General features: G+C 56.7%; 20 protein-coding genes and 1 tRNA gene. 6 read left to right on the top strand and 15 right to left on the bottom strand.

Going from position 1 to position 21,880, the window contains the following annotated elements; genetic code table 11:
* Window positions 1-22 precede the first annotated feature (22 nt).
* The gene (lpcA, locus tag ACMWJS_RS20755) at window positions 23-601 is read right to left on the bottom strand and encodes a D-sedoheptulose 7-phosphate isomerase (protein ID WP_021242877.1); all 579 of its coding nucleotides are present in this window, start codon (window positions 599-601) and stop codon (window positions 23-25) included.
* A gap of 239 nt (window positions 602-840) precedes the next feature.
* Between lpcA and fadE the strand changes: the two genes are divergently transcribed.
* Window positions 841-3,285: an acyl-CoA dehydrogenase FadE gene (gene fadE, locus ACMWJS_RS20750; protein ID WP_196351998.1), complete on the top strand. Its 2,445-nt coding sequence runs from the start codon at window positions 841-843 to the stop codon at window positions 3,283-3,285.
* A gap of 108 nt (window positions 3,286-3,393) precedes the next feature.
* Window positions 3,394-4,164 carry an amidohydrolase gene (locus ACMWJS_RS20745; protein WP_045909852.1) on the top strand — a complete coding sequence of 257 codons (771 nt, stop codon included), beginning with the start codon at window positions 3,394-3,396 and terminating at the stop codon, window positions 4,162-4,164.
* Between the two features lie 57 nt (window positions 4,165-4,221).
* On the opposite strand, the gene ACMWJS_RS20740 is transcribed toward ACMWJS_RS20745, so the two are convergent.
* From ACMWJS_RS20740 to dnaQ, 9 genes are all read right to left on the bottom strand, one after another.
* Window positions 4,222-5,823 (bottom strand): gamma-glutamyltransferase family protein, encoded by a 1,602-nt coding sequence (locus ACMWJS_RS20740; protein WP_414747511.1) that lies wholly within the window; start codon window positions 5,821-5,823, stop codon window positions 4,222-4,224.
* 9 nt (window positions 5,824-5,832) lie between these two features.
* Entirely contained in the window at window positions 5,833-6,708 is an 876-nt protein-coding gene (locus ACMWJS_RS20735) for an ABC transporter permease (RefSeq protein WP_167214369.1), read from the bottom strand.
* Window positions 6,709-6,710: 2 nt separating this feature from the next.
* Window positions 6,711-7,652 carry an ABC transporter permease gene (locus tag ACMWJS_RS20730; protein ID WP_008500268.1) on the bottom strand — a complete coding sequence of 314 codons (942 nt, stop codon included), beginning with the start codon at window positions 7,650-7,652 and terminating at the stop codon, window positions 6,711-6,713.
* Between the two features lie 18 nt (window positions 7,653-7,670).
* Window positions 7,671-9,185 carry an ABC transporter substrate-binding protein gene (locus tag ACMWJS_RS20725; protein WP_176252847.1) on the bottom strand — a complete coding sequence of 505 codons (1,515 nt, stop codon included), beginning with the start codon at window positions 9,183-9,185 and terminating at the stop codon, window positions 7,671-7,673.
* A gap of 2 nt (window positions 9,186-9,187) precedes the next feature.
* Window positions 9,188-10,270 (bottom strand): ABC transporter ATP-binding protein, encoded by a 1,083-nt coding sequence (locus ACMWJS_RS20720; protein ID WP_047746241.1) that lies wholly within the window; start codon window positions 10,268-10,270, stop codon window positions 9,188-9,190.
* Window positions 10,267-11,280 (bottom strand): ABC transporter ATP-binding protein, encoded by a 1,014-nt coding sequence (locus ACMWJS_RS20715; protein WP_414747493.1) that lies wholly within the window; start codon window positions 11,278-11,280, stop codon window positions 10,267-10,269. Before ACMWJS_RS20715 ends, ACMWJS_RS20720 begins: the two co-directional genes overlap by 4 nt.
* Window positions 11,277-11,996, bottom strand: coding sequence for a FadR/GntR family transcriptional regulator (locus ACMWJS_RS20710; RefSeq protein WP_045909857.1), 720 nt, complete (start codon window positions 11,994-11,996; stop codon window positions 11,277-11,279). The genes ACMWJS_RS20715 and ACMWJS_RS20710 overlap by 4 nt, the downstream gene beginning before the upstream one ends.
* 379 nt (window positions 11,997-12,375) lie before the next feature.
* Window positions 12,376-12,452: transfer RNA gene (locus tag ACMWJS_RS20705), tRNA-Asp, on the bottom strand.
* A gap of 132 nt (window positions 12,453-12,584) precedes the next feature.
* Complete coding sequence (dnaQ, locus tag ACMWJS_RS20700; protein ID WP_048029949.1) at window positions 12,585-13,316, bottom strand: DNA polymerase III subunit epsilon; 732 nt, start codon at window positions 13,314-13,316, stop codon at window positions 12,585-12,587.
* A gap of 64 nt (window positions 13,317-13,380) precedes the next feature.
* Between dnaQ and rnhA the strand changes: the two genes are divergently transcribed.
* Window positions 13,381-13,848 (top strand): ribonuclease HI, encoded by a 468-nt coding sequence (gene rnhA, locus ACMWJS_RS20695; RefSeq protein WP_008500276.1) that lies wholly within the window; start codon window positions 13,381-13,383, stop codon window positions 13,846-13,848.
* On the opposite strand, the gene ACMWJS_RS20690 is transcribed toward rnhA, so the two are convergent.
* A complete protein-coding gene (locus tag ACMWJS_RS20690) occupies window positions 13,849-14,565 on the bottom strand; it encodes a class I SAM-dependent methyltransferase (protein ID WP_045909859.1) in 717 nt (238 codons plus the stop codon).
* A gap of 32 nt (window positions 14,566-14,597) precedes the next feature.
* Here ACMWJS_RS20690 and gloB point away from each other — a divergent pair, with 32 nt between their 5' ends.
* Window positions 14,598-15,356 (top strand): hydroxyacylglutathione hydrolase, encoded by a 759-nt coding sequence (gene gloB, locus ACMWJS_RS20685; RefSeq protein WP_414747492.1) that lies wholly within the window; start codon window positions 14,598-14,600, stop codon window positions 15,354-15,356.
* Between the two features lie 68 nt (window positions 15,357-15,424).
* On the top strand, window positions 15,425-16,789 hold the full coding sequence (gene mltD, locus ACMWJS_RS20680) for a murein transglycosylase D (protein WP_045909861.1): 1,365 nt from the start codon (window positions 15,425-15,427) through the stop codon (window positions 16,787-16,789).
* 52 nt (window positions 16,790-16,841) lie between these two features.
* Here mltD and ACMWJS_RS20675 read toward each other — a convergent pair whose 3' ends face one another.
* The 3 genes from ACMWJS_RS20675 to ACMWJS_RS20665 all read right to left on the bottom strand — a co-directional run bounded on the left by ACMWJS_RS20675 (window position 16,842) and on the right by ACMWJS_RS20665 (window position 19,804).
* Window positions 16,842-17,615 (bottom strand): class I SAM-dependent methyltransferase, encoded by a 774-nt coding sequence (locus tag ACMWJS_RS20675; protein ID WP_414747491.1) that lies wholly within the window; start codon window positions 17,613-17,615, stop codon window positions 16,842-16,844.
* 76 nt (window positions 17,616-17,691) lie between these two features.
* Entirely contained in the window at window positions 17,692-18,492 is an 801-nt protein-coding gene (locus tag ACMWJS_RS20670) for an endonuclease/exonuclease/phosphatase family protein (protein WP_025912579.1), read from the bottom strand.
* Window positions 18,493-18,628: 136 nt separating this feature from the next.
* Complete coding sequence (locus ACMWJS_RS20665) at window positions 18,629-19,804, bottom strand: MFS transporter (protein ID WP_196351994.1); 1,176 nt, start codon at window positions 19,802-19,804, stop codon at window positions 18,629-18,631.
* A 104-nt stretch (window positions 19,805-19,908) separates the two neighbouring features.
* Here ACMWJS_RS20665 and yafC point away from each other — a divergent pair, with 104 nt between their 5' ends.
* A complete protein-coding gene (gene yafC / locus ACMWJS_RS20660; protein WP_045909864.1) occupies window positions 19,909-20,814 on the top strand; it encodes a DNA-binding transcriptional regulator YafC in 906 nt (301 codons plus the stop codon).
* 29 nt (window positions 20,815-20,843) lie between these two features.
* Here yafC and dkgB read toward each other — a convergent pair whose 3' ends face one another.
* The gene (gene dkgB, locus ACMWJS_RS20655) at window positions 20,844-21,647 is read right to left on the bottom strand and encodes a 2,5-didehydrogluconate reductase DkgB (protein WP_024909445.1); all 804 of its coding nucleotides are present in this window, start codon (window positions 21,645-21,647) and stop codon (window positions 20,844-20,846) included.
* Window positions 21,648-21,880 lie beyond the last annotated feature (233 nt).

Here is a 21,880-nt window from a genome sequence, read left to right as displayed (position 1 = left end):
TGGATATGCCCCCCGCGAAGTCTTACTTAGCCATCTCTTTTTCGATCAGCTGGATCAGGATGTGGATCACTTTGATGTGAATTTCCTGAATGCGGTCAGCATAACCGAAGTGCGGAACGCGAATTTCAACATCCGCCGTACCGTCCATCTTACCGCCATCTTTACCCGTCAGGGTGATGACTTTCATCCCTTTTTCACGCGCGGCGGCGATCGCTTTGATCACGTTACCGGAGTTGCCGGAGGTAGAAATCCCCAGCAGCACGTCGCCTTCACGGCCTACCGCTTCAACGTAGCGAGAGAAGATGTGGTCGTAACCGAAGTCGTTGCCTACGCAGGAGATGTGGCTCACGTCGGAAATCGCAATCGCCGGGTAGCCCGGGCGGTTTTCGCGATAGCGACCGGTCAGCTCTTCTGCGAAGTGCATCGCGTCACAGTGAGAGCCACCGTTACCGCAGGAGAGCACTTTGCCACCCGCTTTGAAGCTGTCGGCCAGCAGGACCGCTGCGCGCTGAATAGCGTGAATATTGGCATCATCTTTCAGAAAGTTAGCCAGCGTTTCCGCCGCTTCGTTCAGTTCGTTACGAATAAGATCCTGGTACATGAGGATAATCCTTCAGTATTGATGAAATAACACAGTGGAGTGTACCGGATAGCGGGAAAAGCGAGAAGCTAAAGCCATGCGAAACGTCCGGCGTTTTGCTTTTTCGTGCCGAGTAAAACGCGAACAATGTGAACCAGGTTGTAATTATTTTGTAAACACATTGCTAAAGGAAATAACATCAACTACAACCATATCATCACAAGTGGTCAGACCTCCTACAAGCAAGGGAGCTTTTCTTTATGATGATTTTGAGCATTCTCGCAACCGTTGTTCTGCTCGGTGTGTTGTTCTATCACCGCGTAAGTTTATTCCTGAGCAGCCTGATTCTTCTGGCCTGGACGGCTGCGCTTGGCGTCGCAGGTCTCTGGAATATCTGGCTTTTAGTCCCTCTTGCCATCATCCTTCTGCCGTTTAACTTTGCCCCGATGCGTAAATCAATGATCTCTGCACCGGTGTTCAAAGGCTTCCGCAAAGTGATGCCGCCAATGTCGCGCACTGAAAAAGAGGCGATTGATGCGGGCACCACCTGGTGGGAAGGTGACCTGTTCCAGGGCAATCCGGACTGGAAAAAGCTGCATAACTACCCGCAGCCGCGTCTGACCGCGGAAGAACAGGCGTTTATTGACGGCCCGGTAGAAGAAGCCTGCCGTATGGCGAACGACTTTGCTATCACCCATGAAATGGCCGATCTACCGCCAGAACTGTGGGCGTACCTGAAAGAGCATCGCTTCTTCGCGATGATCATTAAGAAAGAGTACGGCGGTCTGGAGTTCTCCGCTTACGCTCAGGCTCGCGTGCTGCAAAAGCTGGCAGGCGTTTCCGGGATCCTGGCGATTACCGTTGGCGTGCCTAACTCCTTAGGCCCGGGCGAACTGCTGCAGCATTACGGTACGGAAGAGCAAAAAGATCACTACCTGCCGCGTCTGGCACGCGGTCAGGAAATCCCTTGCTTCGCGCTGACCAGCCCGGAAGCAGGCTCCGATGCGGGCGCGATTCCGGATACCGGCGTGGTCTGCATGGGCGAGTGGCAGGGCGAGCAGGTGCTGGGCATGCGCCTGACCTGGAACAAGCGTTATATCACGCTGGCACCTATCGCCACCGTACTGGGTCTGGCCTTTAAGCTCTCTGACCCGGAAAAACTGCTGGGCGGCGAAGAAGATCTGGGCATTACCTGTGCGCTGATCCCAACCTCTACCCCAGGCGTCGAGATTGGTCGTCGTCACTTCCCGCTGAACGTGCCGTTCCAGAACGGTCCGACCCGCGGCCAGGATATCTTTGTGCCGATTGACTACATCATCGGTGGTCCGAAAATGGCCGGTCAGGGCTGGCGTATGCTGGTGGAATGTCTGTCGGTGGGCCGCGGCATTACCCTGCCGTCGAACTCAACCGGCGGTCTGAAGTCGGTGGCGATGGGGATTGGTGCCTACGCGCACATCCGCCGTCAGTTCAAAATCTCCATCGGCAAGATGGAAGGTATCGAAGAGCCGCTGGCGCGTATCGCGGGCAACGCCTACGTGATGGACGCCGCCGCCACGCTGATTACCTACGGTATTATGCTGGGCGAAAAACCGGCCGTACTGTCCGCCATTGTGAAGTACCACTGTACCCACCGCGCGCAGCAGTCAATCATTGACGCGATGGATATTGCAGGCGGTAAAGGCATTATGCTCGGCGAAGGCAACTTCCTGGCGCGGGGCTATCAGGGCGCACCGATTGCTATCACCGTGGAAGGGGCAAACATCCTGACCCGCAGCATGATGATCTTCGGTCAGGGCGCAATTCGCTGCCATCCATACGTGCTGGAAGAGATGGCCGCTGCGCAGAACAACGACGTGGATGCCTTCGATAAGCTGCTGTTCAAACATATCGGTCACGTGGGCAGCAACAAGGTGCGCAGCTTCTGGCTGGGCCTGACGCGCGGCCTTACCAGCGCCACGCCGACCGGCGATGCAACTAAACGTTATTATCAGCATCTGAACCGTCTGAGCGCCAACCTGGCACTGCTGTCTGACGTTTCCATGGCGGTACTGGGCGGCAGCCTGAAGCGTCGCGAACGTATCTCTGCCCGTCTGGGCGATGTGCTGAGCCAGATCTTCCTGGCCTCTGCGGTCCTGAAACGTTACGACGATGAAGGCCGTCAGGAAGCGGATCTGCCGCTGGTGCACTGGGGCGTGCAGGATGCGTTGTATCAGGCTGAACAGGCGATTGACGATCTGCTGGCAAACTTCCCGAACCGCTTCGTGGCAGGCGCCCTGCGCGCAGTGATCTTCCCGACCGGTCGTCACCATCTGGCGCCGTCCGACAAGCTGGACCACAAAGTGGCGAAGATCCTGCAGGTTCCGAGTGCAACCCGCTCCCGCATCGGTCGCGGTCAGTATCTGGCGCCGACGCCGCATAACCCGGTGGGTCTGCTGGAAGAAGCGCTGCTGGACGTGATGGCCGCCGATCCGATTCACCAGAAGATCTGTAAACAGCTGGGCAAAAACCTGCCGTTTACCCGTCTGGACGAACTGGCAAAACAGGCGCTGGCCGGGGGCATTATCAGCAAAGATGAGGCTGCTCTGCTGGTGAAAGCCGAAGAGAGCCGTCTGCGCAGCATTAACGTGGATGATTTCGAACCGGATGAGCTGGCGACGCAGCCGGTAAAGCTGCCGGAGAAGCACCGCAAACCTGAAGCGGCATAACGCGTTTCGCTTATACAAACCCCGCCTCGCGCGGGGTTTTTTATTGCCACATTTTCTCGTTATGTCGTGCTACAGTGTCAAAAAGTGGTCGTTTGAGGAGTCTGAATTGTGCCTGGTCTGAAGATTTCTATTTTGCAACAACCTTTAGTGTGGATGGATGGCCCCGCCAACCTGCGCCACTTTGATCGCCAACTGGAAGACATTACCGGGCGTGATGTGATTGTCCTGCCGGAAATGTTCACCACCGGCTTCGCCATGGAAGCGGCAAAACAGTCAATGCCTCAGGATGAGGTGGTCGCCTGGATGCACGCCAAAGCGCAGCAGACTAATGCGCTGATCGCCGGCAGCGCCGCCCTACAGACCGAACGCGGGCCGGTGAACCGCTTCCTGCTGGTGGAGCCGGAAGGGAACGTGCATTTTTATGATAAACGCCACCTGTTCCGCATGGCGGATGAACATCATCACTATGAGGCCGGTAACGAGCGCGTGGTGTTCGAATGGCGCGGCTGGCGTATTCTGCCGCTGGTCTGCTACGACCTGCGTTTCCCGGTGTGGTCGCGTAACCGCAACGATTACGACCTGGCGCTGTATGTTGCCAACTGGCCTGCACCGCGCTCCCTGCACTGGCAATCGCTGCTGGTGGCGCGCGCGATTGAGAACCAGGCGTACGTGGTGGGCTGCAACCGCGTGGGGACGGACGGCAACGGGCATCACTATCGCGGCGACAGCCGGGTGGTGAATCCGCAGGGCGAGATCATCGCCACCGCCGAGCCGCATCAGGCGACGCGTATTGATGCCGAATTATCGTTAACGGCGCTGAAGGAGTACCGGGAGAAGTTTCCGGCGTGGCAGGATGCGGATCCTTTTAGCATTGAGTGAAAAAAAAGCCGGGTGGCGGCTACGCCTTACCCGGCCTACCAATGTTGCTCGCTTCTTTTAACTCACCAGCGCCTGCCCGTCCTTGCGGCTTTCCGTCGCGGCCACGTAGTGTCCTTCCGGCAGGCGGTAAATCACCTGCGCGCCACCGAAGTTGTAATCCTGAAGCGGATCTTCCACCACGATCTGATGTCCGCGCTCGCGCAGAGCGGCAATCGTGTTGCGATCGAACGTCGATTCAACGATCACCTCCCTGCCCTGCACCACGCGCCAGCGCGGCGCATCGATTGCGGCCTGCGGGTTTTGCCCGTGCAGCATGATGCGCAGCGCCATCTGCATGTGCCCCTGCGCCTGCATCGGGCCGCCCATCACACCAAAGGACATCAGCGGCTGGCCGTTGCCGTCCATCGCAAAGCCCGGAATGATGGTATGGAACGGGCGCTTGCTGCCCGCCAGCGCGTTCGGGTGCTCAGGATCCAGCACAAATCCGCAGCCCCGGTTTTGCAGGCTGATCCCCGTATCCGGCACCACAATGCCTGAACCGAAGCCCATATAGTTGGACTGAATAAACGAGACCATCATCCCGCTGGCGTCCGCGGTGCTGATGTAGACCGTGCCGCTCTGCGTCGGGGAGCCGTAGACAAAATCAGAGGCTTTATCGTGGTCGATAAGCGCCGCGCGCGACTTCAGATAATGGTCGCTCAGCAGCTCTTTTGCCGCGAAGGCCATGTGTTCTTCGTCCGCCACGTAACGGTCGAGATCCGCCAGCGCCAGCTTCATCGCCTCGATGGAGAGATGCAGAGACTGCACGGAATCCGGATGATGCTTCTCAATGCCGCACTGCTCAAGGATGCCGAGCGCAATCAGCGTGGCGATCCCCTGACCGTTAGGCGGGAGCTCCTGCACCGAACCGCCCGCGAAGTCGCGCGACAGCAGCTCTACCCAGTCCACGCGATGGTTGGCCAGATCCTCAGCCGTCAGGTGCGCGCCATGTTCTTTGGCGAAAGCGGCAATTTTCTGCGCCAGCTCGCCGCGGTAAAAGGTGTCGCCGTTAGTTTTCGCAATCAGCTCCAGCGAGTTCGCCTGCGCCGGGTTACGGAAGATCTCCCCCACGCGCGGGGCGCGGCCTTCCGGCGCGAAGCAGGCGCTGAAGCCCGGCTGATCTTTCAGCTTGCTATAGCCGCGCTGCCAGAGATGCCCAATCAGCGGGGAGACCGGAAAACCGTTACGCGCATAGTCAATGGCGGGCTGCGCCAGCGTGATCAGCGGCAGCGTGCCGAAGCGTTCCGCCAGCGCGACCCAGCCGGATACCGCGCCCGGCACGGTCACCGCGTCCCAGCCGATTTCCGGCACTGCGGTTTTTCCGGCAAACAGATCCGCATGCCAGCTCGCAGGCGAACGACCGGACGCGTTCAGGCCGTGCAGCTTTTCACCGTCCCAGACGATGGCAAAGGCGTCGCTGCCGATCCCGTTGCCGGTCGGCTCAACCACCGTCAGCGCCATCGCGGTGGCAATGGCCGCATCCACGGCATTCCCGCCTAGCTGCAGCATCTTCATTCCCGCCTGCGCCGCCAGCGGCTGAGACGTCGCAACGGCGTTATGGCCCAGCATCGGCGGGCGTCGTGAATCGTAACCGGACGTAAAATCAAGCGCTTTGGTCATCATGACTCCTTAGTCATGGCGCGGATCGAGCGCATCGCGCAGCCCGTCGCCGAGTAAATTAAAGCCCTGCACGGCAAGGAAAATCGCCACGCCGGGGAAAATGGACATCCACGGGGCCTGCTCAAGAAAACCTTTGGCGGTGTTGAGCATAGAGCCCCAGGACGGATTGGGCGGCTGCTGTCCCAGCCCCAAGAACGACAGGCTGGCTTCAGCGATTATCGCCGAGGCAATCGCCAGCGTGGCCTGTACCAGGATCGGCGACATCACGTTGGGCAGGACATACTTGATGATGATCCAGCGATCCGGCAGGCCAATCGCCCTCGCGCCGTCGATATACTCTTCGTTGCGAATGGCGATCACCTGCCCGCGCGTCAGGCGGGCGAAGATCGGCATCGCCGAAAGACCGATGGCGATCATCGCGTTGGTCAGGCTAGGGCCCAAAAATGCCCCCAGCGCGATCGCCATGATCAGGAACGGGCAGGCCAGCAGCGCCTCGATCACGCGCGAGATGACACCGTCCCACATCTTCTGGAAGTAGCCCGCCACCAGCCCCAGCGGTACGCCGATAACCACGGCAATTACCACAGACAAACAGCCCGCCATCAGCGAGGTGCGCGCCCCCCAGATAATGCGGGACAGGATATCGCGCCCCAGCTCGTCGGTGCCGAACCAGTACATCGCCGACGGCGCTTTGCGCACCGCCAGGAAGTTGGCCTTGACCGGATCGAACGGGGCGATCCACGGCGCCAGCAGCGCCACCAGCACAAAGAAACCCACCACCGCCGCGCCAATGACCGCGCTTTTATTGCCGAGGAATTTCTTCAGCACCCGGTTTTGCGCCCCCGGCAGCGCAGGCACAACGGTTTGCGTCGTCAGTTCTGCCATGGTTAACCTCGCATTTTCGGGTTGATGAGGACGTAGAGCACGTCGGCAAGCAGGTTCAGCATCAGGAAGCCAATCGCCACGATCAGCACCACGCCCTGCACCACCGCATAGTCACGGTTGAAAACCGAGTCAACGATCATCTTGCCAAAGCCCGGAATGGTGAAAACCTGCTCGGTCAGCACCGCGCCGCCCAGCAGCTCGCCAAACAGCAGCGTGGTGAGGGTAATCACCGGCACCAGCGCGTTGCGAAACGCGTGCTTCAGGATCACCGCTTTCGGCAGTAGCCCTTTCGCCCGCGCGGTGCGGATGTAATCCGCTTTCAGCACGGCAATCATCGAGGCGCGGGTATGGCGCATCAGCGTTGCCGCGAGCCCCGTTCCGAGCACGGACGCGGGCAGCAGCAGCGTGCGCAGGTTCTGGAGCGGATCTTCGCTGAACGGCACATAGCCGGACGCGGGGAGCCACTGCAGGTTCACCGAGAAGACCAGAATCAGCAGGATCCCCAGCCAGAAGTGCGGGATCGAGATCCCCGAGATCGCCACAAAGTTCGCCCCGTGATCGACCCAGCTGTTTTTGTTCACCGCCGCTAGGATCCCCATGCTGATGCCAAACACCAGCGCGATAATCATCGCCAGCAGCGACAGCTCCAGCGTCACCGGCAGTTTGCTGGCAATCAGCTGCGTCACCGGCTCGTGCGTGCGTAAGGAGACGCCCAGATCGCCCTGCAGCGCCCGCGTCAGCCAATGGAAATACTGCACGGGAATGGGCGCATCGAGGTTCAGCTCCGCGCGCAGCTGAGCGATAACTGCCGGGTCGCGCTCCTCGCCGGCCATGGCGATCAGCGGGTCGCCGGGCAGCAGCTTTTGCAGCCCAAACACCATCATGCTCACCAGCAGTAGCGTCGGGACGGCCAGCAGCAGACGTTTGCAAATCAGTTCCAGCATGGGCTCTCCTCAGGACGGTTATTTCGCCAGCGTTAAGCCAGCCAGACGCACGATGCCGTCCGGGTACGGCTTAAAGCCCTGCACGCTTTTGTTCAGGCCAAAAATACGCGGCTCGAAGTAGAGGTAGGCAATCGGCATATCCGTTTGCAGCTGCTTCACCACCTTGTCGTACAGCGGCTGGCGCGCAGCCTGGTCGGTGCTCTGGCGCGCCTGGGTCAGCCACTCATCGACCTGCGCATTGCTGTAGCGGCCGTCGTTCAGGGTGCCTTTGCTGTTGATAAAGCCGTAGATGCTGCCGTCCGGATCCGGGCGCCCCGACCAGCCGGAGAAGCTCAGCTGATAGTCCCCGCTCTGCTGGCGGTCCAGCAGCGTGGCGAATTCGGTCATTTGCAGGTTCAGGTTAAAGCCCGCCTCGGCGACCATCGCCTGCAGCACCTGCCCCACCTGCTGTGAGGTGGGGTTGTTCGGCACCAGCAGGTTGACGGTCAGCGGCGCGCTGACGCCAGCCGCTTTGAGCAGCGCTTTGGCCTTGTCGACGTCACGCGGCGGGACCGGCAGGTTGACGTGATACGGGCTGACCGTCGAAAACGCCTGGTTAGCTGGCGTATACAGTCCTTCAAAGACCACCTGGTTTAGCGCATCGCGGTCGATAGCCTGCGAGAAGGCCTCGCGCACGCGGGCATCTTTGAACGGGTCGTTGGCTGGCACCTTGCCGTTGTTGATGTTGAAGGTGATGCCCTGATAGCCCAGGCCCGTTACCTTCGCCAGCGCCAGCTTGCTGTCGGCCTCGACGGTTTTCACGTCGCTGGCGGCGATGCCTTCGGTCAGATCGAGATCGCCCGCGCGCAGGTTCGCAAGGCGCACGGAGGCATCCGGGATCGGCAGATAAATAATTTTGTCGAAGTGGTAGGCGTCTTTGTTCCAGTAGTTGTCGAAGCGGGTCAGCACGATGCGGTCCTGGGATACGCGGCTGTCGAATTTATACGGGCCGGAACAGACGGGATGGGCGGCAAAATCAGGCTTTTTCGCCGCTTCAGGGGCCATCATCGCGCCCGCGCGGTCGGTGAGCTGCATCAGCAGCGCGGCATCGGGGGTCTTCAGGTGCAGCGCAATCTGCATCGGGCCGGTGACCTCGACCGATTCAACGGAGGAGATCTCGCTTTTACGCAGGGAGCCTTTCAGGGTCAGGGCGCGGTCGAGGTTGTATTTTGCCGCAGCGGCATCGAATTTCTCACCGTCGTGGAAGGTGACGCCTTCGCGCAGATTGAGCGTCAGGGTTTTACCGTCCTCACTCCACGCCCAGTCTTTAGCCAGACCGGGGACGACCTTCAGATTTTCATCCACATCCACCAGCCTGTCGCACAGGGAGGCGAAGACGAAGCGGCCATAGTAGGTGCGCGCCAGATGTGGGTCGAGCATGTCCGGATCTGCCCCCAGGCCAATACGCAGCACGCTTTCAGAATGGGCGGGCAGCGCCGCGCCAAGCAACATAACACTTCCCAGTACGGTCAAAAGAGAATTACGCATTGTCATTATCATGAGTTCCTTGAAGGAAGGGATGAGTGGGTGGCCGCGTGTTCAAACAGCGCGCGGCGGCGCAGAAAAGCGGCGGATGGCGGTGCGATCTGGATAACGCTGCGATCGCGGTTGATCTCCTGCCAGCGGTGGCAGGCAACCTGACGCCCGCCATCGAGCACCTGATTAATCGGCTCGACCTGGCGGCATTCGTCGGTGACGTACGGGCAACGGGTGTGGAAACGACAGCCGGACGGCGGGCTGGCAGGGTTCGGTAAGTCCCCCTGCAGCAGCGGCGCGGCGCGTTCAGCGCCCGGCTGCATCTGCGGCGCCGAGGCGATCAGCGCCTGCGTATAAGGATGCAGCGGCGCGTCAAATATCTCATCCACGGTGGCGAGCTCGACGATTTGCCCGAGGTACATGACCGCCACGCGGTCGCTCATGTGGCGGATCACCGCCAGACCATGGGCGACAATCACCATTGTCAGCCCCAACTGGTGCTTCAGGCTTTCCAGCAAATTGACCACCTGCGCCTGAACGGAGACGTCCAGCGCGGATACCGGCTCATCGCCCAGCAGCAGCTTCGGTCCCGAGGCCAGCGCGCGCGCAATGCCGATACGCTGGCGCTGCCCGCCGGAAAACTCGTGCGGGTAGCGCCCGGCCCAGGCGGCGGGCAGGCCTACGGTTTTAAGTAACTCGGCAACGCGGTACTGACGGTCCGCTTTCTTCATGTTCTGGTGCAGCCACAGCGGCTCGCCGACGATCTGCTCCACCGTCATGCGCGGGTTCAGGGAGGCGAAGGGATCCTGGAAGATGATCTGCAGCTCGCGGCGGAGCTGATTGAGCCGCGCGCCCGAGGCGTGGGTGATCTCTTCCCCCTGATAAAACACGCGCCCTTCGCTGGCGGCCAGCAGGCGCAGCAGCAGGCGGCCAAGCGTGGATTTTCCGGAACCGGACTCGCCAACAATCGCCAGCGTTTCGCCCGGCATGACCGCAAGCGACACGCGATCGACCGCCGTGACGAACCGGGCCGGGGTAAAGAGTTTTTTCGGACCGGGGAACAGCTTGCTGAGGTCCCGTGCTTCAAGAATGGGTGTGGTCATGCGGTCTCTCCCAGGGCGATGTGGTGTTCGAGCGGCACGCGGAAGCAGGCAACCTGAGGGCCCGCGCCGAGCGTGGCGAGCTGCGGTTTTTCATCATGGCAGCGCGCCTGCGCAAACGGACAGCGGGTGGCAAAACGACAGCCCTTCGGCATGGATTCCGGCAGAGGTACCGAACCGGGAATGGTGGAAAGCGGGCCTTTACGTGCGCCAAGGGAGGGAATCGACCCCATCAGGCCGATGGTGTACGGGTGCTGCGGATCGGCAAATATCGCCTCAACGCTTCCCTGCTCTACCACCTGTCCGGCATACATCACCGCCACCTGCTGCGCCACTTCGGCCACCACGCCTAAATCGTGGGTGATCATCAGCACCGCCGTGCCGGTTTCCTCTTTCAATGTATTGAGCAAGGCGAGGATTTGCGCCTGGATGGTGACGTCAAGCGCGGTGGTCGGTTCGTCGGCAATCAGCAATTTGGGATGGTTAATCAGCGCCATGGCAATCATCACGCGCTGGCGCATGCCGCCGGAAAGCTGATGAGGATAAGCCTTGAGACGCATCTCTGCCGCCGGGATCTGCACTTTCTCGAGGATCTGCAGCGCGACCTTCATCGCCTCTGCGCGCGAGACGTCCTGGTGTCGCATGACCGCTTCACTCAGTTGATCACCCAGCGTAAACGCCGGATTGAGCGAGGTCATCGGCTCCTGGAAAATCATCGCCAGCTCGCTGCCGCGCAGATCGGCATATTCCCGCGGCGAGAGCTTGCGCAGATCGTGGCGGCGAAACTGCATCTCCCCGCTGACGATCCGTGCGCTGGCGGGCAGTAACCCCATCAGCGCCAGTGAGGTGATACTTTTCCCGCAGCCGGACTCTCCCACCAGCGCCAGCGTTTCGCCCGCCCTGACGGTCAATGAGATACCGTCAAGCACGCTAACCGGCGAGCCCGCGAACGTAACGTTGAGGTTTTGGACTTGCAGTACGGGCGTGGCGTCCTTAAAGGGGATTGTCGTCATGGCGTGAAGTCGTCCTCAAGGTGGATCGCCTGAATCAGGGCGGTTTGCAGGCTGAGCAGGTGTTCGCGCATGGCGGCCGCAGCTTCATTAGGCTGGCGATGGATAATCGCCGCCATGATCTTGTGGTGGTGGTCGTTATAGCTATCGACACGTTCAGGCGTGCGGGCTAATTCGCGCAGATGCTGCCAGCCCGGTTCACGTCTGACGGCATCAATGGCATCAAACAGGCCGAGCATCAGACGGTTGCCCGCCGCCTCGGCAATCGCCCGGTGAAAGGCGCTATCCCACAGTTCGTTGAGATCGCGGTCATCCGGGCTGACCTTATCGATGCGTTCCAGCATGCGCTGCATAAGCGCGAGGTTTTCCCTGGTGGCACGCAGTGCCGCAAGCCGGGCCAGGCCGGGTTCAAGCTGAAGACGAGCTTCCATCACTTCCAGCAGGTTGGTTTGCTGCACCAGTCCCTGAAGGGCCAGCGGTTCAACAGGTGCTGACGGGCCGATAAAGGTCCCTTTGCCCTGCTTACGCCAGATACGCCCCTCCTCTTCCAGCACATCCAGCGCACGACGGACTTCACGTCGCCCTACGCCGAGAGTGTCCGACAGCTCACGTTCCGTGGGCAGCGGAATGCCTGGTGTTGACTCATGCTGGTTGATTAGCCCGCGCAACTGCTCAAGCGCGGTGCTGGAATTGGCCAGAAACCGTGACGGTTTTTCCATATTGGTTCGCTCACTTTCATCATTGCTTTATTTTTATTAACGATAAGTTATTGATATGGAATGAAGCTTATCGTGCTAATGATTAAGCAATAACCAAACCAATACGTAATTGGTTCGGTATTTTTTTGGCAAACGCGAGATAACCAAATGATTCTGCGTGAATTATTTTTACAGAAAGACACACTCTGAATGAGGTCTGAAGAGAGTCATGGTGGCAAAATGCACAACAATAGTGCAAATAACGCACTGCAATCGTGCAATTGTTAATTAATTGCACGATTGATATTAACTTTTTGTTAACGATAAGTGAGAGTATGGGATTACCGAACGCTGAAACGACGAAGGCCTGAATCATTTCTGATTCAGGCCTTCTGAATAGTGGCGGAACGGACGGGACTCGAACCCGCGACCCCCTGCGTGACAGGCAGGTATTCTAACCGACTGAACTACCGCTCCACTGTTCCCGTTTGGGGAACGAGGCGCATATTACGGTGCGCCTCCGATCTCGTCAACGCTTTTTCTCGCGTTTTGAATCGTTTGCTGCAAAAATCGCCCAAACGATGATTTTACAGGCATTCCGGCGTTTTTTCAGGCACGCCAGAGACAGCTGCCGCCCTTCTTCTGCACCAGATCAAGACGGGATTCGTGGTTAAGCAGCTCTTCATCACTGGCTAAAACAACCCGTAGCCGGCTTGCCTGACGGACAACACGCTGAATACCCGCTTCGCCCTGCGTCTGCTGAGACTCATTTTCCATACTGAACTTCATTGACGTCTGCCCGCCGGTCATCGTCAGATAGACATCGGCGAGGATCTGGGCATCGAGCAACGCCCCGTGGAGCGTTCGTTTGGTATTGTCTATCTCGTAGCGCGAACAAAGTGCATCCAGGCTGTTACGCTTGCCGGGGAACATCTTCCTCGCCAGCGCCAGACTGTCTGTTACCTTACAGAAGGTGTTCGTCTTCGGGATATCACGATTAAGTTTGCTGAATTCATAGTCCATAAAGCCGATATCGAACGAGGCGTTATGGATGACAAGCTCGGCGCCCTTGATGTATTCCAGAAACTCGTCAGCCACATCCGCAAACGTCGGCTTATCCAGCAAGAACTCATCGGCAATACCGTGAACGCCGAACGCTTCGGGGTCCACCAGCCGATCGGGCTTGAGGTAGACGTGGAAGTTGTTCCCCGTAAGACGACGGTTCACCACTTCAACGGCGCCGATCTCGATGATCTTATGCCCTTCGTAGTGCGCGCCGATCTGGTTCATACCGGTGGTTTCGGTATCGAGGACGATCTGGCGAGTAATTGCAGTGCTCATAGCGGTCATTTATGTCAGACTTATCGTTTAACTGAACGTTTCAAATACAGGAAGTCTACCAGAGATGCGTAAACAGGTAGAAATTTTCACCGATGGATCTTGTCTCGGCAACCCAGGTCCCGGCGGCTACGGCGCGATAATGCGCTATCGCCAGCACGAAAAAACTTTTAGCGAAGGCTATTTTCTGACCACCAACAACCGGATGGAGCTCATGGCGGCCATTGTGGCGCTGGAGGCGTTAAAAGAACATTGTGACGTGGTGTTAAGTACCGACAGTCAGTACGTCCGCCAGGGAATTACCCAGTGGATCCATAACTGGAAAAAACGCGGCTGGAAGACTGCCGATAAGAAACCGGTCAAGAACGTCGATCTCTGGAAACGTCTTGATGCTGCGCTGGGCCAGCACCAGATTAAGTGGGAGTGGGTTAAAGGGCACGCCGGCCATCCGGAAAACGAACGCTGTGACGAGCTGGCGCGTGCGGCGGCCGCTAACCCAGCGCATGAGGACGCGGGTTATCAGCCTGAATCCTGATCACGGCTTTTTGTATTGCCGCGTGGCGCCAACGGTCTGACGGATTGGCGTTTTCGATTTGCTCTGCTTCATGGGATTAAGCGTAAGGGGAATGGTTCGCTTACGCGCGACGATAAACTGCATGCAGCCTAAGGCAGGCAAATGCGTGCTCAACAAGACGCCCCCCTGCCGCGCCCAGGGCAGCACCTGAAAACCGCCGTAGCAGAGCACTTCGAAGTTCAGCAGTGACAGCCAGTCGAGCTGGCGCATCATGGTGAACATCCGGCTGTTGTAAGGCGGCGTCCGACGCAGCACCGGTACCAGCTTACGCAGGCCCATCAGGCTCAGCGGATTGAATCCGCTCAGTACCAGCCAGCCGTCATCAATCAGCACGCGATCGGCTTCGCGAAGCAGACGGTGCGGATCGCTGCACCAGGGTAACGTATGTGCGAGCAAACACGCATCAACGGATTTTTCCGCAAACGGCAGATGTAACGGGTCTGCTTTCACCTGAACCGGCGATCCGCCGAGAGAGACGTTGACCTGATGCGAGATAGCGCAGCTTTCGGTATTGATTTCCGCGCTGAGATTGCCAATCTTAAGCAGGTGAAAGCCATACATTTTCGCCAGCCAGGGCTTCAGCTGTTGCTCTAACGCTTCGCGATAGTATTCACCCCAGGGCAATTCCGCCCAACGTTCCGGTGCTGCGACAGTCTGAGGTATCCTTGCCGGTTTCATCAACACACCCGCCACGCTATTAGAGGTAATGTATGAATCTTATCAGTATTTCCGCTTTTGAGGACAATTACATCTGGGTTTTGGTGGACGATGAACGTCGATGCGTCATTGTCGATCCCGGAGAATCCGCCCCCGTACTGCGCGCAATAAAAGAGAACGGCTGGCAGCCGGAAGCCATTCTGTTGACGCATCACCATCACGATCATACGGGCGGCGTGCCTGAACTGCGCGCCCACTTTCCGCATGTTGTGGTTTACGGACCGGCAGAGGCACAAGATAAGGGACTCACGCAAGTAGTCGAAGAAGGCGAAAAAATCCTCATACGTGAGTGGGAGTTTTCCGTATTTGCTACACCGGGTCACACTTTGGGACATCTGTGTTTCTACAGTAAGTCTTATCTTTTTTGCGGCGACACGCTGTTCTCCGGAGGCTGCGGAAGACTGTTTGAAGGCACACCAGCACAAATGTATCAGTCTTTACAGAAGATTAACGCATTACCCGATGATACCGTTATTTGTTGCGCGCATGAGTATACATTAGGAAATATGAAGTTTGCCGTCAGCCTGTTGCCTGAGGATCGGGCGATTCAGGATTATTATCACAAAGTGAAGGAGTTACGTGCAAAAAACCAAAAAACACTCCCCGTAATTCTGAAAAACGAGCGCCAAATTAATTTATTTTTACGAACAGATGATATTGATTTAATTAATAAAATTAACCAAGAAACAAATTTGCAACAACCAGAACAGCGATTTGCATGGTTAAGGTCAAAGAAAGATAACTTCAGATAATTGCGGGTTGCCTTTTCAAAATTTCGCCGTTATCATCGCTCGTCTTTTAAGCAACTATTGACACACACATGAAGGCAAAAGCGATATTACTCGCCTCTGTCCTGCTTGTAGGTTGCCAGTCGCAGAACGGCAGCAACGTACAACAGCACGCACAGAGCCTTTCTGCAGCTGGTCAAGGGGAAGCAGGGAAGTTTACAAGTTCGGCGCGCTGGATGGACGATGGAACATCTTTCGCGCAGGATCAAGACTTGTGGACCTCTATTGGCGACGAGCTAAAGATGGGAATTCCGGAAAATACCCGGATTCGCGAACAGAAACAGAAGTATTTAAGTAATAAGAGCTATCTCCACGATGTAACGTTACGGGCAGAGCCGTATATGTACTGGATAGCCGGGCAAGTTAAGAAACGTAACATGCCTATGGAGCTGGTACTCCTACCCATAGTGGAGAGCGCTTTTGACCCACACGCGACGTCTGGCGCCAATGCCGCAGGCATTTGGCAGATCATTCCGAGCACCGGGCGAAACTATGGTCTGAAACAGACCCGCAACTATGATGCGCGTCGCGATGTTGTCGCTTCAACGACAGCCGCTCTCGACATGATGCAACGTCTGAACAAGATGTTTGACGGCGACTGGCTGTTAACGGTCGCAGCGTACAATAGCGGCGAAGGTCGTGTACTGAAGGCAATGAAAGCGAATAAAGCACGGGGTAAATCCACCGATTTTTGGTCGCTCTCACTGCCACAGGAAACAAAGATTTACGTACCGAAAATGCTGGCACTGAGCGATATTCTCAAGAACAGCAAGCGTTACGGTGTGCAACTGCCAACACCAGACGAAAGTCGTGCACTGGCGCGTGTTCGCCTCAGCAATCCGGTTGATATTCAACAGGTTGCTGATATGACGGGTATGTCGGTAAGTAAACTGAAAACCTTTAATGCTGGCGTTAAAGGCTCAACCCTGGGGGCGAGTGGCCCGCAGTATGTAATGGTTCCGCAGAAACATGCTGAGCAGTTACGTGAGTCTTTAGCTTCGGGTGAAATCGCTGCCGTTCAGTCAACGCTGATCGCGGATGCCTCACCCGTCAACAGCCGCAGTTATAAGGTTCGTTCAGGTGATACGCTTTCAGGCATTGCATCACGTCTTGGCGTGAGCGCAAAAGATCTCCAGCAGTGGAACAATCTGCGCGGATCGGGCTTGAAAGTGGGTCAGAATCTGACGGTTGGCGCAGGTAGCAGTGCGCAGCGTCTTGCCAACAACAGCGATAGCATTACCTATCGCGTGCGTAAGGGTGATTCGCTGTCCAGTATCGCAAAACGTCACGGCGTGAACATCAAAGATGTGATGCGCTGGAACAATGATACTGACAATCTGAAACCAGGCGACCAGCTGACGCTGTTTGTGAAGAACAGCGCGACGCCAGACTCCTGATAACACGACCGAAAGATAAAAAGGCACCGATTCCCCTCGGTGCCTTTTTTGTTTATCCCGCTTTTTGCGCTTCCGCCATGATGGTATCGCTGGTAAATGAACCATCGTCCTGCAGTTCAAAGTACGCCTTCACCTCTGCCGACGCACTCTCCTGATACAGCCTGATTGCCTGGCTTAACGCTTCCGGGGTGCGCATACGCGCAATCCACGAGCTAAACTCCAGCGGCAAACGGTCTGTGATTAACGAGCGTGTAATCAGTCCCGCTTCCGTGATAAGCGATAACCACTCTCCGCTGGCGTAGTTTTGCACATGCGAGGTGTCGCGCAGCGCTTCCACCGTTTGCAGCCAGATATTGCGCACAGGATGTCCAGGCGACATCACATCCATAATAATGAAGATGCCACCCGGCTTCAGAACGCGTTTGACTTCGCGTAATGCCTGGCCAACATCATGCCAGTGGTGCGCGGAATAACGGCTGATCACCACCTCAAACGAGGCATCATCAAAAGGTAAGGATTCGGCATAGCCCTGACGCGTATCAATGTTGTCCAGCCCCTTCGCTTTCGCCGCTTCAGCAACCACCTCCAGCATCTGGTTGGATAAGTCATATGCGGTAACCTGCGCCACCTGCTGCGCAGCCGTGAAGCTGGCATGCCCTGCCCCGCAGCCTAAATCCAGCACGTGCGCCTGCGGGAATGCCGACAGGCGTTCACCGAGGCGTACCAGATCGCGACCTGAAGCGTGTACGGCGCTGCTCAGATACGCATTTGCCTGCGAACCAAACTGTTTTTCTACGTTGTCATGATGGGAGTGTGTTGTTGTCATCGTACTGTCCTTTGTGGGTTAAAAATAAAAGGGCAGCACCTGCACAGGCCTGCCCCACGGCAGACCTGACACACCATTATTTATCAGGTTTGCCGGGACTGAATTCGACGAGTAGAGGGTTATGATCGGAGGCGCGCGTCACCAGCACGGAGGCGTCGTGCACGCTCAACCCACGATAGAAGACAAAGTCGAGAGGACGACCAAAGGCTTTTTTGCGCTGGTCATCGCTAAAACGAACTTCACGCAGCGACATTTCGCGCGCAAAGCGGTACAGCGCATTCATGCGCGGACGGCTCCAGGCATTGAAATCGCCGGCCATAATGATGGGCCCGCTGTGATGCGCTATCTGATCGCCAATCGGAAGTAACTGCTTACTGTACACATCCACGCCCAGGCTGAAGTTCACCGCGTGGATATTCACGACCATCAGCATACGGGTATCCGGCAGCGGATAGACCGTCACCAGCGCCGATTTCGCCAGGCGCAGAATAGGCTCTCGTTCGCGCAGTGGACAACAATAGACGGGATGTGCCGCTGAAAGCGTCATCACGCCCGAGGGATGCTGAGGCAAAACAAAGGCGGGTACCTGGTCGGCGGCAAGATAGTGAGTGGTAGCAAACCGAACGAGTTCAGGCGTGGTTTGCGCCTCCTGGAGCAGGACCAGATGGGCATCTTTGCCAAAATTCTTGAGGACCGATAACCACTCCGCACGCTGCTGCTTAAAGATATTCCACACCAATACACGGATTTTTTCATCGCTGCTTAACGGTGTGCCGGCGGGTAATGCCTGGCTTATGCTCGCAAATGACCCCGGAGGCAAGATCCTCTCCGCGGGCATTCCGGCTACATAACGCATGGCATAGGTATTTTTTCGCACTTTTGGAAACAGCCTCTGTAACATGAACCAGTCCGGAAAACGGACTGGTTCTAATGTTATAGGGACTTTAGGTCACACTTTCAACGCAATTTCTGAGAAACCGCTTTCCAGTTTTGTAAGCAAGCACTTACTGATGTTAACCCAGCGCGACGCGAGCGGGTTTATCAAGACGTCCGCTCAGACCAATCAACAGGAAAGCGACCAGGACAATCACCGCGCCAATCCATGGCGTCTGGGTTAATCCGACGTGTTCAACGGTTTGCCCACCAATGATGGAGCCCAGCGCGATACCAATATTAAAAGCGGCAATATTCAGGCCGGAAGCCACATCCACCGCATTGGGTGTATAAAGCTCGGCTTTCTGTACAACGTAGACCTGAAGCCCGGGCACATTACCAAAGGCGAAGATCCCCATGACCAGTACCGTGATCAGCGCGGCGTACTGTATCGAAGCCGTAAACTGGAAAATCATCAACAGAACGACCAGCGCGGCGAAGATGAATTTCAGCGCCGGTACCGCCCCATGCTTATCCGCAAGCTTGCCGCCCCAGATATTGCCTATCGCAACGGAAATACCGTATCCCAGCAAAATCCAGCTCACGGCATTGGGGGAGAAACCTGCCAGGTCCTGCATCATCGGTGCAAGGAAGGTGAAGGCGGTGAATACGCCACCATAGCCCAGCGCCGTAACCGCGTAGATGATCAGCAAACGCGGATGCGTGAGCACCTTCAGCTGATCGCTCAGGCTGGCGCTGGCCCGGCCAGGAATATTCGACGGCACCAGCAGCAGGCTGGTCACCAGGGCAATGACGCCCAGTAAGGAGACGGCCAGGAACGTTTCACGCCAGCCGAAGTGTTGTCCGATAAACGTGCCCAATGGTACGCCCGTGACGAGTGCAACGGTCAGCCCACCGAACATGATCGCAATGGCGGAGGCCGCTTTCTCTTTTGGTACCAGGCTGGTTGCAATAGTGGAACCAATCGAGAAGAACACCCCGTGTGCAAGGCCGGTCAACAGACGAGCGATGACCAGCGTGGTGTAGTCCGGCGCCTGCCAGGCCAGCACGTTGCCGGCGGTGAACAGCACCATTAATGCAACTAACAGCTGCTTACGCGGAAAGCGTCCGGTCAGGGCCGTCAGCACGGGGGCACCGACGGCAACACCCAGGGCATAGATGGACACCAGCAATCCGGCGGAGGGCAATGAGATCGCAAGCTGGTTAGCAATGGTGGGAACCAGTCCCACGATAACAAATTCGGTCGTGCCAATTGCAAAGGCACTGATCGTCAGGGCAAGAAGCGCCAGTGGCATAAAATACTCCGTATCATCAGGATTAAGATGACAGGCAGTATGCGCCAGTGCTTAAATAACAAAAATGGTCAAAATATCAATAGAATTTTGCGGGTGGTGCAACAATGAAAGCAACGTCGGAAGAGCTGACAATCTTTGTCGCCGTCGTCGAAAGCGGCAGCTTTAGCCGCGCGGCCGAACAGCTGGGGCAGGCTAACTCAGCCATTAGCCGCTCGGTAAAAAAGCTGGAGATGAAGCTTGGGGTGAGCCTGCTCAACCGAACGACGCGGCAGCTGAGCCTGACGGAAGAAGGAGAGCGTTATTTTCGCCGCGTGCAGTCGGTACTGCAGGAGATGGCCGCAGCGGAGACCGAGATTATGGAAACCCGCAGCACGCCGCGTGGGTTACTGCGCATTGATGCGGCCACGCCGGTTGTGCTTCACTTTCTGATGCCGCTGATTAAACCTTTCCGCGAACGTTATCCGGAGATGACGCTCTCTCTGGTCTCCTCAGAGACATTTATCAACCTCATCGAGCGAAAGGTAGATGTGGCTATCCGGGCGGGAACGCTGACCGATTCAAGCTTGCGTGCCCGCCCTCTGTTTGCCAGCTACCGAAAAATTATCGCGTCGCCACAGTATATTGCTGAACATGGTAAACCTGAGACGGTTGAAGAACTGAAGCAGCATCTGTGCCTGGGCTTTACGGAGCCAGTATCGCTGAACACCTGGCCTGTCGCCTGCCATGACGGGCAACTTCATGAAATTACTAGCGGATTGTCGTCTAACAGCGGGGAAACGCTGAAGCAGCTGTGCCTCGAAGGCAATGGTATCGCCTGCCTGTCAGACTATATGATCGATAAGGAGATTGCGCGGGGTGAACTGGTGGAATTGATGGCCGATAAACGCCTGCCGGTCGAAATGCCTTTTAGCGCGGTATATTACAGTGACAGAGCGGTGAGTACGCGCATTCGTGCCTTTATTGATTTTCTGAGTGAACATATAAAAACAGCTCCCGGAGGAGCTGTGTGAGGGTTCAGGTTACAGAGGGTGGGTCAAACTTAATCCCAGTGAGGAGCTAAGCCTTCCGGGCTGACCAGGCGATCGTTGCACTCCAGAGCTGCGATCGCTTTTTTATCGTCAGCATCCAGGTGAAGATCCGTTGCCAACAGGTTGCTCGCCAGGTTTTCACGTTTAGTTGAAGATGGGATCACGGCATAACCTTCACCCATTGCCCATGCCAGAATAACCTGCGCGGCAGTCGCGTTATGTTTCTCAGCGATACGCGTAATCACTTCATCTTTCAGCGCTTTACCATAGGCCAGCGTCATGTATGAGGTGATGTGGATCCCGTGCTGTTTTGCCCAGTCCACGACTTTGCGGTTCTGCAGGTAAGGAGACAGTTCAATCTGGTTGGTCGCAATATTTTCTGCACCTACAGCCGCAATGGCTTTTTCCATCAGCGGGATCGTGAAGTTGGAGATCCCAATTTCGCGGGTTAAGCCCTGCTTTTTCGCTTCCAGCAGCGCCTGCATGAATTCTTCCACGGAGACGGCATCGTTTGGTGATGGCCAGTGGATCAGCGTCAGATCGACGTAGTCAGTACGCAGTTTTTTCAGGCTTTCTTTCAGGCTTGGGATCAGCTTGTCTTTGCTGAGATTCTCAATCCAGATTTTCGTGGTAATGAACAGCTCATTACGCGGTACACCGCTCTCTTCGAGAGCTTGTCCAACGGCAGCTTCGTTTTCATAGATCTGCGCCGTATCAACTGCGCGATAGCCCAGTTCGAGTGCGGTTTTAACTGATGCGATAACAACGTCGTCTTTCAGGCGGAAAGTGCCCAGACCAAATGCAGGGAGAGTCATAATTTTCCTCAATCGTTATGTTCGTAAACTGAGGACGATTATCGCTGGCTGTGTTATAGAGAAAAAGATCGTAAAACGCAGAGGATTTTTGCTGATTTCGCAATAATTAGACGTCAGATATGAAAAAAGCCCTGAGCGTTAGCTCAGGGCTTTTAATAAGTGGCGGAACGGACGGGACTCGAACCCGCGACCCCCTGCGTGACAGGCAGGTATTCTAACCGACTGAACTACCG

This window comes from Enterobacter sp. HK-058-C-ECC (assembly GCF_047531125.1).
Taxonomy (GTDB): Bacteria; Pseudomonadota; Gammaproteobacteria; order Enterobacterales; family Enterobacteriaceae; genus Enterobacter; species Enterobacter quasiroggenkampii.
The sequence above is the reverse complement of the archived record's forward strand: the minus strand, read 5'-3'. Positions and strand labels throughout refer to the sequence as shown.

Excerpts from the sequence above, each read along its gene's own strand:
- lpcA (WP_021242877.1), bottom strand. The coding sequence starts at position 601 with ATGTACCAGGATCTTATTCGTAACGAACTGAACGAAGCGGCGGAAACG.
- fadE (WP_196351998.1), top strand. The coding sequence starts at position 841 with ATGATGATTTTGAGCATTCTCGCAACCGTTGTTCTGCTCGGTGTGTTG.
- ACMWJS_RS20740 (WP_414747511.1), bottom strand. The coding sequence starts at position 5,823 with ATGACCAAAGCGCTTGATTTTACGTCCGGTTACGATTCACGACGCCCG.
- ACMWJS_RS20735 (WP_167214369.1), bottom strand. The coding sequence starts at position 6,708 with ATGGCAGAACTGACGACGCAAACCGTTGTGCCTGCGCTGCCGGGGGCG.
- ACMWJS_RS20730 (WP_008500268.1), bottom strand. The coding sequence starts at position 7,652 with ATGCTGGAACTGATTTGCAAACGTCTGCTGCTGGCCGTCCCGACGCTA.
- ACMWJS_RS20725 (WP_176252847.1), bottom strand. The coding sequence starts at position 9,185 with ATGACAATGCGTAATTCTCTTTTGACCGTACTGGGAAGTGTTATGTTG.
- ACMWJS_RS20720 (WP_047746241.1), bottom strand. The coding sequence starts at position 10,270 with ATGACCACACCCATTCTTGAAGCACGGGACCTCAGCAAGCTGTTCCCC.
- ACMWJS_RS20715 (WP_414747493.1), bottom strand. The coding sequence starts at position 11,280 with ATGACGACAATCCCCTTTAAGGACGCCACGCCCGTACTGCAAGTCCAA.
- ACMWJS_RS20710 (WP_045909857.1), bottom strand. The coding sequence starts at position 11,996 with ATGGAAAAACCGTCACGGTTTCTGGCCAATTCCAGCACCGCGCTTGAG.
- dnaQ (WP_048029949.1), bottom strand. The coding sequence starts at position 13,316 with ATGAGCACTGCAATTACTCGCCAGATCGTCCTCGATACCGAAACCACC.
- rnhA (WP_008500276.1), top strand. The coding sequence starts at position 13,381 with ATGCGTAAACAGGTAGAAATTTTCACCGATGGATCTTGTCTCGGCAAC.
- ACMWJS_RS20690 (WP_045909859.1), bottom strand. The coding sequence starts at position 14,565 with ATGAAACCGGCAAGGATACCTCAGACTGTCGCAGCACCGGAACGTTGG.
- gloB (WP_414747492.1), top strand. The coding sequence starts at position 14,598 with ATGAATCTTATCAGTATTTCCGCTTTTGAGGACAATTACATCTGGGTT.
- mltD (WP_045909861.1), top strand. The coding sequence starts at position 15,425 with ATGAAGGCAAAAGCGATATTACTCGCCTCTGTCCTGCTTGTAGGTTGC.
- ACMWJS_RS20675 (WP_414747491.1), bottom strand. The coding sequence starts at position 17,615 with ATGACAACAACACACTCCCATCATGACAACGTAGAAAAACAGTTTGGT.
- ACMWJS_RS20665 (WP_196351994.1), bottom strand. The coding sequence starts at position 19,804 with ATGCCACTGGCGCTTCTTGCCCTGACGATCAGTGCCTTTGCAATTGGC.
- yafC (WP_045909864.1), top strand. The coding sequence starts at position 19,909 with ATGAAAGCAACGTCGGAAGAGCTGACAATCTTTGTCGCCGTCGTCGAA.
- dkgB (WP_024909445.1), bottom strand. The coding sequence starts at position 21,647 with ATGACTCTCCCTGCATTTGGTCTGGGCACTTTCCGCCTGAAAGACGAC.